At 33.5% G+C, this 14,114-nt stretch carries 14 protein-coding genes; 10 read left to right on the plus strand and 4 right to left on the minus strand.

Translation table 11 applies throughout. The annotated features are described in order from the left end of the window. The first annotated feature begins 8 nt into the window (after positions 1-8). The 7 genes from SMUL_RS00090 (at position 9) to SMUL_RS00120 (ending at position 4,944) form a co-directional block, all read left to right on the plus strand. On the plus strand, positions 9-518 hold the full coding sequence (locus SMUL_RS00090) for a LeuD/DmdB family oxidoreductase small subunit (protein ID WP_025343232.1): 510 nt from the start codon (positions 9-11) through the stop codon (positions 516-518). A gap of 103 nt (positions 519-621) precedes the next feature. Beyond that, complete coding sequence (locus SMUL_RS00095) at positions 622-1,290, plus strand: hypothetical protein (protein WP_148295252.1); 669 nt, start codon at positions 622-624, stop codon at positions 1,288-1,290. A 9-nt stretch (positions 1,291-1,299) separates the two neighbouring features. Continuing rightward, positions 1,300-1,926: a tetratricopeptide repeat protein gene (locus SMUL_RS00100; protein ID WP_025343234.1), complete on the plus strand. Its 627-nt coding sequence runs from the start codon at positions 1,300-1,302 to the stop codon at positions 1,924-1,926. A 558-nt stretch (positions 1,927-2,484) separates the two neighbouring features. Next, positions 2,485-2,883: an LPD29 domain-containing protein gene (locus SMUL_RS00105; protein WP_025343235.1), complete on the plus strand. Its 399-nt coding sequence runs from the start codon at positions 2,485-2,487 to the stop codon at positions 2,881-2,883. A gap of 81 nt (positions 2,884-2,964) precedes the next feature. Continuing rightward, a complete protein-coding gene (locus tag SMUL_RS00110) occupies positions 2,965-3,441 on the plus strand; it encodes a hypothetical protein (RefSeq protein ID WP_025343236.1) in 477 nt (158 codons plus the stop codon). Then, a complete protein-coding gene (locus SMUL_RS00115; protein WP_025343237.1) occupies positions 3,438-3,977 on the plus strand; it encodes a hypothetical protein in 540 nt (179 codons plus the stop codon). Before SMUL_RS00110 ends, SMUL_RS00115 begins: the two co-directional genes overlap by 4 nt. A gap of 25 nt (positions 3,978-4,002) precedes the next feature. Next, positions 4,003-4,944: an SEL1-like repeat protein gene (locus tag SMUL_RS00120; protein ID WP_025343238.1), complete on the plus strand. Its 942-nt coding sequence runs from the start codon at positions 4,003-4,005 to the stop codon at positions 4,942-4,944. Positions 4,945-5,022: 78 nt separating this feature from the next. Here SMUL_RS00120 and SMUL_RS00125 read toward each other — a convergent pair whose 3' ends face one another. The 3 genes from SMUL_RS00125 to SMUL_RS17295 all read right to left on the minus strand — a co-directional run bounded on the left by SMUL_RS00125 (position 5,023) and on the right by SMUL_RS17295 (position 9,528). Next, the gene (locus SMUL_RS00125) at positions 5,023-6,270 is read right to left on the minus strand and encodes a hypothetical protein (RefSeq protein WP_025343239.1); all 1,248 of its coding nucleotides are present in this window, start codon (positions 6,268-6,270) and stop codon (positions 5,023-5,025) included. 134 nt (positions 6,271-6,404) lie between these two features. Further along, a protein-coding gene (locus tag SMUL_RS00130) for an IS3 family transposase (RefSeq protein ID WP_223809797.1) occupies positions 6,405-7,519 on the minus strand; the annotation gives its coding sequence in 2 pieces (ribosomal slippage) (positions 6,405-7,327 and positions 7,327-7,519; 1,116 coding nt in all). Further along, positions 7,441-9,528 (minus strand): conjugal transfer protein TraG N-terminal domain-containing protein, encoded by a 2,088-nt coding sequence (locus tag SMUL_RS17295; RefSeq protein WP_025343242.1) that lies wholly within the window; start codon positions 9,526-9,528, stop codon positions 7,441-7,443. Before SMUL_RS17295 ends, SMUL_RS00130 begins: the two co-directional genes overlap by 79 nt. Before the next feature lie 723 nt (positions 9,529-10,251). Between SMUL_RS17295 and SMUL_RS00140 the strand changes: the two genes are divergently transcribed. The 3 genes from SMUL_RS00140 to SMUL_RS00150 are packed head-to-tail and all read left to right on the plus strand — an operon-like array spanning position 10,252 to position 12,685. Next, on the plus strand, positions 10,252-10,854 hold the full coding sequence (locus tag SMUL_RS00140) for a hypothetical protein (RefSeq protein ID WP_025343243.1): 603 nt from the start codon (positions 10,252-10,254) through the stop codon (positions 10,852-10,854). A gap of 3 nt (positions 10,855-10,857) precedes the next feature. Beyond that, entirely contained in the window at positions 10,858-11,526 is a 669-nt protein-coding gene (locus tag SMUL_RS00145; RefSeq protein ID WP_025343244.1) for an LptM family lipoprotein, read from the plus strand. Beyond that, positions 11,483-12,685: an IS256 family transposase gene (locus SMUL_RS00150; protein ID WP_025343245.1), complete on the plus strand. Its 1,203-nt coding sequence runs from the start codon at positions 11,483-11,485 to the stop codon at positions 12,683-12,685. The genes SMUL_RS00145 and SMUL_RS00150 overlap by 44 nt, the downstream gene beginning before the upstream one ends. 517 nt (positions 12,686-13,202) lie before the next feature. On the opposite strand, the gene SMUL_RS00155 is transcribed toward SMUL_RS00150, so the two are convergent. Further along, positions 13,203-14,006 (minus strand): replication initiation protein, encoded by an 804-nt coding sequence (locus SMUL_RS00155; RefSeq protein WP_025343246.1) that lies wholly within the window; start codon positions 14,004-14,006, stop codon positions 13,203-13,205. Positions 14,007-14,114: the final 108 nt, after the last annotated feature.

Genomic DNA, 14,114 nt, shown 5'->3' on the forward strand with positions numbered 1-14,114 from the left:
GATAAAAAATGCAAAAATTACTCAGTGGCAATGCCTTTGTCTTTGGCAAAAATGTCGATACGGATCAGATTTACCCAGGGCGTTTTGTCGAGTTTACCGATGTGGAAGATGTCGCGAAATACGCGATGTTTGGCGCCGATCCCGAGTTTACATGTAAAGTCAAAAAAGGCGATTTTATCGTTGCAGGGACAAACTTTGGGTGTGGCAGTAGTCGCGAACATGCCGCTATTACGCTCAAAGCTGTTGGCATTGGCGCGATCATCGCAGAGTCGTTTGCGCGCATCTTTTACCGCAATGCAATCAACCTTGGCATTCCTCTCATTGTCTGCCCTAACATCTCAAAACTGATCCAAACAGGCGATCGTTTGAGTCTTGATCTTCACAGTGGCGAAATACGCCTCGAAAAAAGTCTCATCGCAACCGCGGAACCGATGTCAGAATATGTGCTGAACATCTTAGAAAGTGGCGGCATCAAACCGCTGATAAAACAGCAATTAGCGACTGGAAACAGAGCATAAAATGGCTTACATGTAAAGCGTTTCCTTACCTAACTTTTTGGGCTTGTAATGGTTTAAGTTATGCCGTTATAGAATGAAGTGGAAACGAATTTAAAGGAGTCAGGTGATGCTAAGAGAGATGATGGCATGTTTAATCGTTTTAGGCTTCCTTGGTGGCTGTAGTGGCACAGAAAATCACGAAGTGGTAGGCGAAAAAAGCGTTGAAAAAGTCTATCAAGACGCGATCAGAGACGATATTCTAAAAAGCACCAAAGATCCCAAAGAGTACCAACCGCTTTCATGGAAACTGTTGAAAAGCAGTGAAGTGGTAACCAAGCGTCTTGGTAAAAGAGCTGTTTTCATTGTTCATGCGTATAAAGAAAAAAATATTTACGGTGGCGTGATTCAACGTGAAAATATCTATTTTATCGGTGATTCAAAACCGAGCCTGATTATTGACTTTGATATGAAACAGGTTTTTGAAGAGTTCCTCTTCAGTCAGAGCATGCGCGATGTCTTCTCTCAAACGACGTGGAACTTTGAAACCCTGCAAGCAGCATATCCAAAACGCTCCAGTGACCCTGTGGCTAAAGAGAGCGTGAAAGATTTTATCTATGCTATTAAGCATTACAGTAAGGCAGATCAAGAAGTGCTCATGCATTCCATCACCAATGCCAACAACCCGATGTTCATCGCCAAAAACATGGCTATTTTTTTAAACATGCGATCCTTCCCCGAGCTGATGGAAGAGTTATTGTTTGATGAAATAACCTATAAAGGGAAATACAAATAAGGAATTACCATGAAAAAATTTTTACAACTTTTATCTTTTTTAGCACTCTGTGCGCCGTTGTCGTATGCGGATGATTTGATGGATGGAATTAACGCGTATGAGAAGCGTGACTATGGCAGTGCTAGTGCCTCTTTTCAAACCTCATGCGAGAGTGGCAATGCCGAAGCATGCTACAATCTTGCCAATATGTATGACGCAGGACTTGGCGTAACTAAAGATGATCAAAAAGCCGTTACGCTCTTTACCAAAGCATGCGATGGAGGCTTTATGGATAGTTGCTACAACCTTGGGATGATGTACGATAAAGGCGAAGGCGTAAAACAAGACGCGACAAAAGCCGTTTCACTCTACACCAAAACATGCGAAAGTGGACATACTAGGGGATGTTATAACCTAGCACTCATGTTCTATAAAGGTCAAGGCGTCCAAAAAGACTTCGTCAAAGCATCTGGATTGTTCCAAAAAACATGCGAGCAAGGCTATGAAAAAAGTTGTTACAATCTAGGCGTAATGTACCGCGATGGACAAGGCGTTATGAAAAGTAAACAACAAGCTCTTGAGCTTTTCAAAAAAGCATGCGATCAAAATCTCCCAATTGCTTGTAAAAATTATGAAAAATTAAAAAGTGGGATGTAGGAAATCGTAAGGGAAATATTCAAAAATGGCGGGCAGAGGGGGACTCACGAAGGAAGTTCCTCAAAAGCCCTATAATACGAGATTCCAACGCTTCCACATTTTTGGCGGATAGCGATTGTATCATAGTTTTTTTCCTTTGTATCATAGTGTATTTCACCCACTATGATACCTTTTTTACTTCTAAAATGGTATAAATCATAAAAAATTGTAATCATTTTTTATAATTACAATTACATAAAAACAAGCCAATATATTTATATTATACAACTGGACAAACTTTTGTCTTTATAGTTGAAAAATCTACATCTTCTTTTTTTCTTGAGTTCCTTCAACCTTTTTATTCATTTCACTTTACCTTCATACTCTTTCATAAAATTTAAACACATTTAATTTTTCTACAAGAGATATTACAGTCATTTACAATCATAAAACGCCCGAAGAAACTCACGAGACGAAACAAACGAAGATTAAGAGAGATTCTTTCTATAAATTCAAAAACATAGAAAGAGCCACCCTCAAAAATCTTCAAAACAAAGCAAACTTATCAAGGAGATAAAAATGTCAGTTACAGCAGAAGCAACAAGAGCGATTAAAAAAGAGTTAAAGGTTTTATATCCTGAATTGAAGTTTAGCGTTTCTATGCGTGATTACAGCGTTGTAAATGTTATTTTAAAAGAGGGTGATATTGATTTTAAACAATACAAAACCAAAGAAGGAGAAATTTATTATACAGACGATAAACGAGATTATTTTAACGTTAACGATTGCCATATTGATAGCCATTGGAAAGGATTAGCTCGTAAAATTTTTAAAGATATTCTTCAAATCATTTATAAACATTGTGGAAGACATTACGATAGAAATGCAGGGGATATGGGAGCAGATTATGCAGGATGGAATTACTTTATAAGAGTAAGTGTTGGTTCTTGGTGTGAACCTTATGTTAAGAAGGGGTAATCCCTCTTAATTTCATAATATTAAATTAAATCTTAAATATTTTGATAGTAATATATTTTATTAAAAATAGGAGATATAAATATGAAAAAGTTCGTATTTTTGCTTTTTATGTTAACACCGTTTTTATTCGGTGATTATAAGCTTTTAATTAATACTACAGATAATTATAAGCAAGAGAATATTATTTCAGAAGAGACTATTTTTTTTGGTAGCTTTGATGACTATATGTCATACAGACAAGAAATTGCAAAAAAACTATTGGCTGGAACAGCAGGTGGTGCAATTCAAGGACTTTCACAAGGTGCTGCACAATTAGCTCAGGGTTTATCAGGTGGTGTTGCCAGTGGATTAACAGGTGCAGGTGTAGGATTCGTTATTATAGCAATTCAAGAGCAAATTGATAAAAACAGGGCAGATCAACGGTATATTGAACTTCACAAAATAACTTTAAAAGATGGTTCAACAGAGCTAAAAAGCTTCTTCTTTAATGGAAATAAACAGCCTGTCTATACAGAAGAAGAGATAAAAGATTTTATTAAATTGGGAGAAGCTAAATGAAAACATTATTAAGTATTATGGCTTTATCCATTATAGGTTTATTATTTTCAGGTTGTACAACAGGAAAATTAATTTCTGTTCCGAATAATCCGCACGAAAAAGATGTGTCCGTTTTTCAAACGAATGATGGCTATATTATTTTTAAAAATAAATATCCGTATGAAGATAAACCTTACAAAGCTTTTATTCAAGTTGTTGATTCAGTTGTTTTATATGCAAGAGCAAATAATTATAAATATTTTGCTTTTGTTAATGAAGAATTTAACAATTTAAATGGTTTTACGGTTAATAAATATCCTGACTTTAGAAAATTTACTGATTTAAAAAATGGGTATCATGGGAATGGAAAAAAAGTTCAATCTTATCTAGGATCTTATTCCGTAAATTTAGAGGTTCAATTTTTCAAAGAGAGACAAAAAGGGTTATTCCTATATGATGTAGAAGAATTTGAAAAAGACAGAAAAATTTATGAAACAGCAGAAGAAGAAACCATCCCCAAAAATAAAGTTATCAGAGATACATTGCCAAGAATTTAATGAATACAATACAAAAAGGATTTTTATGAAAAAGGTTTTTGTCTTACTATTGTTCATTTTATCTATAAATCTTATTGCAGGTGACTTGGAAAGAGGTCTTGAAGCTTGTGCAAAAAAAGATTATGCAACTGCTTTTGCTCTCTTAAAACCATTGGAACAATCAGGCAATGCAGAAGTTCAATTTAATCTTGGATATATGTATAGTAATGGTAAAGGTATAAAACAAGATTATGCACAAGCAGTTTTTTGGTATACAAAAGCTGCTGAGCAAGGACTTACAGTGGCTCAATTTAATCTTGGAGTTATGTATTACGATGGTAAAGGTGTAAAACAAGATTATGCACAAGCACTTTTTTGGTATACAAAAGCTGCTGAGCAAGGAGACACAATGGCTCAACATAATCTTGGAATTATGTATAGTAATGGTCAAGGTGTAAAACAAGATTATACACAAGCAGTTTCTTGGTATACAAAAGCTGCTGAGCAAGGAGACACAAATTCTCAAGTAAATCTTGGAGGTATATATTACGATGGTAAAGGTGTAAAACAAGATTATGCACAAGCACTTTTTTGGTATACAAAAGCTGCTGAGCAAGGACAGGCATTTGCTCAGCGTAACCTTGGAATTATGTATAGTAATGGTAAAGGTGTAAAACAAGATTATTTTAAAGCTTTTAAGTTTTATACTGAAGCCTGTAATGGTGACGACGCTACTGGGTGCTATAATCTTGCAACTATGTATCTTTTCGGTAATGGTGTAAAACAAGATTATTTTAAAGCTGTTGAACCTTCTACTAAAGCCTGTAATGGAAATGACGCACTGGGGTGCTATAATCTTGGAATTATGTATAAAAATGGTAAAGGTGTAAAACAAAGTAACTCAAAAGCCAAAGAGTTTTTTGGTAAATCATGTGACTTACATGAAGAAAATGGTTGTAAGAACTACGCTGTTCTCAATCAAAAATAGTCTTCAATTATTTAGCGGATATTTCCATAAACCATATTAAGAGAGTAGCTTATTAAAAGCTACTCCCCCCTCAGTCGTTTATTTGGTCAAAAACTTTCCTGCTCCAACAATACCTGCTAATTTTCCTACTGTATTTAAAGCTGTTGAAGCTGTTGCAATCGTAGAACCTGAAACATAATCACCTTGAGCAACGTTGTATAATATATCATTGTTAAATGAGCCAGTCTTACTATACTCTTGAGTTGCTTTTGAAATATTTGTTATATTTTCTCCTGTGATGCTTTGTGTGAATTTACGTTCAAATCCTGAAATATCATTTGTTGAAACAGAAAGACCATCAAGACCACCTTTCACTTTTGAAGCAAGAGCTATTCTTTCGTCACCTGTTGAATTTTGCATAGCTTTTTCAACGTCTAAATAAGAAACATTACCGTTAGTTCTATCAACTTTTATAACTCCCATATGTTCAAATTGATCGTATACACCTTCTATTTTTGATGCTGTTGAGCTTTGAATATTTTTTACTTCTGAAGAGTTCATATAGCTATCTGCTTTTGATTGTAAGCCTGATATATCAATTTTATTCATTTGCGTTTCTAACGCTTCAGCTTGAAGAGTATTTCCACTATTTAAAGCCGATTCTCTTAAATGTTGGAAATGCTCATAACGTTTTAAATCTGCTAATTCAGAACCGCTAAAATGAGTCGATAGCCCTCTATTTAAAGATAACTCTCCTTCTCTTTGAATAGTGTTGATTTGCGAAGTCATAGCATTTCTAGTTAAATCCTCTCTAAAGATTCCTGCATTACCAAATTGAGTAAATAAAAATTCATTAGCTTTTTGATTATCTCCACCGAATGAATTTAAAGCTTTTTCTCTTAAATCTGCTTCGCCTTTCATAAGTTCAGGTAGAACATTAGAAAACGTATTAGCTGAAGATTTAGCATTTTGAATATCACCTATTGTATCTTTAACTTTTAAAACACTTGTATCTTCTGATCTGATACCATTGGAATTAAGACCTTCAATGACTTTCATATCTGCACGCATATTTTGATTATCTGATACACCGCTTGTATAAGCTTTTGTAGCTCCTGCTCCAACGCCTGCACCAAACATAGAACCAAATTTAGATTGCGCTTCACGAGCGATGGTACTAGATGAAGTTTCATTCAATTTTGCATTAAATCTATTTACTTCTTGAGTAGCAAATTTATCAGCAATTCCTTGCCTTACTTGAGTAGCGTTGATACCTGCTTCAAACGCCATTTCTTTAGAGGAGATAATACCGTCATTGTTATAGTCATTTCTCATTGTATTAGGCATTTCTTGCGTTATAAAATCTTGTTTAGATTGTAATGTTGCAAATTCATCTCTTTGACCTTGAGAGCCTATTTCTGATTGTCTCGTTAGGTTCTTAATAGTGGATTCTGGAATGACCCCAAATTTGTAGACACAATTTAATTCTGCGAAGCCATATTTAATTTCTCATTATATCTTTTTTCAAATTCATTGGGTGAAATATAACCAAGATAACTATGCCTTCTAGTTGAATTATAAAACATTTCGATGTAGTAAAATATGTCTGATTGTGCTTCTTCTCGTGTAATATAAATCTGCTTTTTGACACATTCACGCTTAAATGTTTTAAAAAAGCTCTCAGCAACTGCATTATCATAACAATTTCCTCGCCTGCTCATACTAGGGATAAGGTTGTATTTTTGGAGAAGTGCTTGCCACTCGTATGAGCTATATTGTGAGCCTTGGTCTGAGTGTACAATCACTTCATGATGTGGTTTTTGTCTAAAGGTTGCCATTTCCAGGGCTTTTAGAGCCAACCCAGTTGTCATGCGATGACTTGTTGCCCATCCTGCTATTTTTCTGCTAAAAAGATCTAATACAACTGCTAAATAAAACCATCCTTCGTATGTTTTGATATAGGTTATATCTGTTACCCATGTGTGATTTGGCTCTTGAACATTGAAGCACTGTCCAAGATGGTTAGGATGCGCCACATGTCTTTTCCCTTTTTTGTAACGAGGTTTTCTCTGCTTTACACCTGCACCAAAGAGTTTGGCTTCACCCATCAATCTTGCAACGCGTTTTTTATTAACACCAATACCTGATGCCACAAGATCTTTTGTAACAGTTCGATATCCATAAATACGCCCACTATGCTCATAAGCCTCTTTAATGTGGTGCAACACAACTTTATTAGCTATGTCACGCTTTGACTCTGGTTGTTTAGCCCATGCGTAATAACCACTAAAATGAACTTGCAAAGTTTTGCACATTCTTCTCACAGGATAGAGTGGCTCATACTCTTTGATAAAGGCGTACTTTACTTTTGGTTTTTGGCAAAGTACGCTGCGGCCTTTTTTAGAATATCGCGCTCCTCTGTGACTCTTTTTAATTCTGCTTTGAGCTTTCTATTTTCCGATGACAAATCTTTGGAAGCTTGGTGTTGTGAGGTACTTTGCGGATTACTGTAGATTTTTATCCATGCTTTGAGCGAATCAGGATGCACTCCCAATCTTTGTGCAGTATCTTTAATGGGATAACCATTTTTGATAATTTGGTTGACAGCCTCTTGTTTGAACTCGTCTGTGTATAGTTTATTTGCCATGGAATGACTTTCTCCTCTTGGTATTTTATTTGGTCATTATCGACCAGATTAACAGTTTCAAGAGTGTCTAGTATTGTGGGGTCATTCCATTCATTAGCTCTAGTAAAACTATCTTCAGTTAATTTTGAACCGAATTTAGTTTCCATTCCTGCTTTAGCTTCCATTTGTCTAACGCCTTCTCTTCCTGCTCCGTAAGCTGTTTGAGAAGTTAAAAGCGAATTAGAACCCATCGTTCCTGCAAAATCTAAACTAGATTTCTTTCCTTCTTGGGAAAGAACATTAGATAAGCTCCCTACTTGAGACATTTTAGCGGACAACTCATTATAGGGTTTAGAACTGTCATAATTGAGCTTATTTTGAAAGTTCGCACCTTGATTAAGGTTAGTGCCTATCTCTATACCTTCTTTTGTTCCTGCTTGAATATTTTGATAATGTAAAGCTTCTGCATAACTCAAATCTTTACCAGTGGATTGAGATACAGATTCTTTTAATTGGAGAGCTTTAGAATCTGAAGATATACTCATTGCAGATAAATTTTTAGAGAGGCTTTGAGTCATATTTGAAGCGATACTACTTAACATAGTAAAAGAACCGCTCATTAAACCCCACGAGATCATAGGAACAGAAACATATAAATAACCTGCAACTCCTGCCATCGCAGCAGAATCAGAAAGCATTTGCATTGAGTTATATGCTGTTACATCTCCACCGAATGAATTTTCAGCGTATTTCAAAATAAAGAAGTTTAAAATAGAAGCGCAAACACCCCACATTTCTATCCATACTAAAGCTTTAGCATAGTTTTTGAAGATAGATATGCCATTAATCAAACCAATAACAACAATCAAAGGAAATAAAGCATATAAAAGACCTCTTAAAACAACTTGTAAGATCGGTAACATTTTAGACATATAATAGCCACTAGCTAAATTTGTTTGAATATATTCTGCTCTTGTTTTCCTTTCTGCATAAGCAATACCCGTAGGTAATTTTGAATTACTTAAAAAAGAATTGATTAACCCCGATTGTATTGCTAATTCTTCAAAATTAGATTTAGGTAATGAAGTTTGTTTTGTAATAACTTCGACATCTCTATCGTCAACGTTTTTAAAAACTTTTGACATCGTGTCTTTATAAGAAGTTAAATCATTAGAAGATAATTTAGTCCACAAAGCACCACATTCGTATACATCTCCATTAACTGAAGCAGTATAGGAATTAACAGGAATATTACCGACTGTAATAGATGAGGAATACCAGGAATCTAATGTACTTTTAATACTTGTTGAACTATATAATTCATCGATTCTTTTCTGACCTTCGTCTCCCTTCCCTGAAAATGGAACTAAAATACAATCAGCTACAAATCTTTCAACGTCATTACCGAAATTATGTGAAGAGTCATTAAACTTATGATTCAAAATATCAATCGAATCTCTTAGCGAAGAAACATAACCACCACTAGCAAGAGAATAATTACCACTTCCACTATAACTCATTGCTGTTTGAAATAAGTTTGTCAAACCATTACCAAAAGAATTAAAAAATGAATAAGAGTAAGCTAAAACAGTCGGAATGTTCGCAACTGCCGTTCCTGTTGTAATCGTTGTATTATTGTCATAATATAAAGGATAGTTATCTGTTTTAATATATACTGTAGAGCTTACAGAAAAAACAACTGAAAGAACACCAACCACAAAAATCTGATACATTGAAAAGCTTTTTAAACCCTCGGTTCCTAGTTTTCCAGTTATAGCATTGATGAAAACAAAAACACTACCAAACAACGCCACTAATTTTAAAAGAGATAAATAATCTTCACTATGAAATATCATAGCTACTGCATTTAAGATAGAAAACATACTATCAACTTCTTCAGCAGATGATACAGTTACTAAGTAATCGTCAGCTAAAGCACCCAAAGAAAATAAACATAAGATTGAAATTACCTTTATCATTTATATACTCCTGTATTGTTTTTGGGAACCCCTAAAAGGGAAGAAATAATAAGGGAGAGAGATAATAGGTGAGTTCATTAAACGCCATAAAAAGCAGCAATACGGGGAGTGAGCTTTTTAGCTCATTGCAGTTATAGAAACTTTTTTTAGCAAAAGTGCGATTCTAAAAAAAACCGTAAAAAACTTGCAAAATACTTAAATTCTATTTCCAATTAACAGAGAAGACAAAATATGATGTCATTGGCAATATTCGTAGTGACGCAATAAATGACAGATGACAAAATAGAAATAATCCCTTAAATAGGGGGTTAAAAGAGGTTTTATGACGCTGTGACACACAAATAGCTAAAAAAAATTCTCTAAATTAAGAACACTTGTTCTTATGAATCAACAATATTTTAGATGGATTACGTCATAAATGCTTACAAAGCACGATACTATCGAGGTTTGAAGGTGTCATAGTAGCGTCATAACTGCGTCATTGTGCTGTCATCGTGTCATTTATCTTATTTATATATATTTCTTCTAAACTCCCTAAAATAGGGATAAATAAAAGAATATATAAGAGAAGAGTTAACAAATTTAGGGGAATTCTTCTATGACGCAGTAGTGTCATTGTGCTGTCATAGTGTCATTCCACTTTTAAAATTGAAATCGAGCGAAATTCATATTATTAAGACAACTTTTCATAAAATAATAACAATTACAAAAAGGGGTCATAGTATGAGGCTAATGTTATTGGTTTTATTTATGGTTGTTGGTTTATTTGCCAACGAGGTTAAAGTTGACGGAAAGTATAGTAATTTATTAGGCAATCCGTTTAAGAGTGTTTTAGAAACTAAATCACAAGATATTTCTATTGTTTCAAATGAATCAAAGTTAATCTCTTTAACTGTAGAAACAAATAGGAATGATTTTAGTTTTAGTAAACCATCGTTAGAGGTTTTAAACACTTCGTGCAACAATGTTTTAAAATCATTTGTATCAGAAGATTTTAACATCGTACAAACTGCTTCAAGAAAAATCTCGTGTGAAATTCTTCCAACAACAATCGTCAAAATTGATTATGTAATGAAAGACGATAAATTTATGGATCAAATTTCTGACATCGTTATTCACTTAGCAATTAGAGTAAATGATAATGGCAAGGTATATGAAGATAGTATAGATATGAACAAAGACCTTAATCTAAAAGGTGCTATGAAATATGATATCTTTGCAATTAGATCAGAATTGAATTTAGATAGAGAAACAATGGAAGAAAGTATCCAAAAAATTGTAGAAAATGCTATCTATTCAATTTTATCAAAAAATAAAAAAGGATAAGGAATGTTAAATATAATTAAAGGATTATGTATTATTTTATCTTTGACATTTTTAACTGGTTGTGGAACAAAAGGTTTATATCATGAAGATTATGTTTCTAAAGAAATCAAACCTAATTTAAACAAAGTTTCTAATACAAAAGTTTGTTTGAAGGATTATGCTAATGTAATTGCTGTTAGGTCTAATTCAAGACCTAATGTTCCTGCTACTGAAATTGCTCTCAATGCAGGAGAGATTAATACAAATATATTAAATCTTTTTACTAAACAATATTTTACTAAAGTGGAAAAAAATTGTGGTAATGAGTCTATTTATATAGATTCATATATTCAAAGTTTTAAATTTGATTTACATACTTTTGGGGGAGGTGAAATATTTGTCTTAAATAATATAAAAGTTTTCAAAGACAATAAAATTATTTTAGAAAAAACATATGATATTCAAGCTGATAACAAAATTGTATTAGGAATTTTTGCGATTAAAGACACTGCCTTTGATAGTGTAATTGAATTATATCATAGAGCACTTTTTGAATTTTATGAAACAGAATTCAAAAAAGATCTCATAGAGGGACCGTTCAGAATTCTGTGTCAATCGGGTAAAATAACAAATACCCAAGGACACAGATATGAAGATAGAAATAGACGTAGAGCAATTTGCTCAAGATATTAAAGCCGGCAAGAGTATTGGTGGCTCAAATGGAGCCTTAGGATCACTCATCAAACAGCTAACCGAAGCCGCGCTAGCAGCTGAGATAGATTCGCACCTCTCCCAAGACCTCAATAGAAATCGAAAAAATGGCTATAGTTCAAAGACTATGAAAAGCGATCATGGTGCCTTTGAACTTGATGTTCCAAGAGACCGTAACGGTAGCTTTGAACCTGAAATCGTAAAGAAAAACCAGACCAGCATGACGAGTGAAATCGAAGAGAAGATTCTTTCTCTCTTCGCACTTGGCAATAGCTATTCCCAAATAGCCAAACACATAGAGGATTTTTACTGCGTAGGCTTCTCTAAAGCCACTATAAGCGCCGTAACCGACAAGATAATACCAATGCTTCAAGAGTGGAAAACAAGACCCTTAGAAGCTGTGTATCCATTTATATTCTTAGATGCCATTCACTACAAAGTAAAAGAGGATGGTCGCTACATCTCAAAAGCATTTTATACAGTGCTTGGTGTTCGAGTGGATGGCAAGAAAGAAGTCTTGGGACTTTACCTCAATGAAAGTGAAGGCGCCAAATTCTGGCTACAGGTGCTTACCGATTTGCAAAACCGTGGCGTTAAAGATATCCTCATTGCTTCGGTAGATGGGCTTAAAGGCTTTCCAGAAGCGATAAACTCAGTCTTTCCAGATACGGAGGTGCAACTCTGTGTAGTTCACCAAATACGCAACAGTCTCAAATATGTGGGCTCTGCTTATCAAAAACAATTTGCTAAAGAACTCAAAGCCGTCTATCAAGCTTTTACCAAAGAAGAAGCAGAATTTGAGCTTGATAAGTTGGAAGAAAAATGGGGTAAAAAATACCCTATCGTCTTTCAATCTTGGAGAAATAAATGGGATAATTTATCTGTCTACTTCCAATATCCAGAAGATATACGTAGAGTTATTTACACAACTAATATCATCGAATCAGTCCACCGCCAGTTTAGAACTCTAACGAAAACCAAAGGTGCTTTTCCCAATGATGATAGCCTGCTAAAACTACTTTATATGGGGATTCAAAATGCCCAGCAAAAATGGACTATGCCAATTAGAAACTGGAGCTTAACAATCTCTCAATTAGCCATTCACTTTGAGGGACGGCTTGATGACGCTTTAAACTTATGATACAATTTTAGGAATTATCCGATGTTGACACAGAATCTTGAACACTACCCTCATAGAAGCGCTACAATCAAACAAATAGTCTTAGCCCTTTAAGGGCTAGGTCTTTTTCTCTTTCATCTGCACGAAAGCCTAAGAATTCTTTTTTGCGAATTTCTTCTGATTTTTTGTTCATATTTGTGTCCTTTTTTTGCTGTTTTTTTAACTTTTTGGTTAACCTGTTTAAACACCTATGCAGTCGATGTTTTAAAGGTATTGAAATTAAAAAGTTAACCAAGTGTTGATTTTTGGTTAACCTGTTAACGAAGGGCTTTTAAAGCACTATATTCACAACGAAGTTGGGCGTATAGTGCTTTAAGAAAATAGAAAAATAGAAAATTGAGTAAATCAAAAAAAATTCATAAGAAAAAATAGAGACTAAACAAATTGAAAGCTTATGATTGAAGAGAAAAATTTCTAAGATTGAAAAATAATTTTGATGAGAAGAGCAAGAGATTTTAACTCTTACTCTATGATTTTTTTAATTGAAGTTGAACAAAAGACCGATAGGTTTTTTTGATAAATCTCTATTGATAAATTCTCTATATGAAACAGTAAAAGCATTAAGCTCACTAATCTTTTTCAGTGGAACTTTTAGAATCTCTTTTCTTATATACTGAAATCTTTTGTTAGAATTTGGCTCACAAAAAAAATATATTAAGTCACTCAAGCTTATATGAACTTCACTGTTTATTTTCATCCTTTTCATTTGTAAAAAAATATAAATCAGTTGAGTTCTTTTTAATGTTAGGAACTTTTTTTCTTTCTTGCTGAATTCAATTTTGTTAAAAGTGGTTTCAAGAATTTTGAAAGAATTTTTTAATAGAGCTTCTTTAATAGGGTGATTCATATTTAGAACAATGCTATTATTTTTAATCTCACATTTACCAAAGAGTTTTACTTCTTTGTTCAATGCTCTATGATAAATAGTTATATTCTTTAGTTCCTTGAAAACTTTACTCAAAGTTGAATTATCAAGAAGCAATAATTGATAATCCATATCTATAAAATTTTTAATGCTCATTTCATTTAAAAAGCTTAGTAATTCATTTTGATTAAAGATGTAATCTTTTAGAACTATAAAACTTTTATTAGACAATAAAAATCCGAGTCTTAATATTTGTAAAGATATTTGCATAGATACTCTATCTACTTTTTTATTCTCATTATTTAATCCATTCTCTTCATTGTAAAAATCCAAGCTTAATGCAATTTCGTTATCTGAATATGAACCATTTTGTAAATTCTCTTTGAATGTATTGGTTTGCGTTTTATTTAAGTACATTTCTATTCTCCTTTATATTCATTTAAGAATTATATCATTAATTTATTAAAAAATATTCAAAACATTAAATAAAACTTAAAAAATATTGTATAATACTTCAGAAATATT

Origin of the sequence: Sulfurospirillum multivorans DSM 12446 (assembly GCF_000568815.1) — a bacterium.
Lineage (GTDB): Bacteria > Campylobacterota > Campylobacteria > Campylobacterales > Sulfurospirillaceae > Sulfurospirillum > Sulfurospirillum multivorans.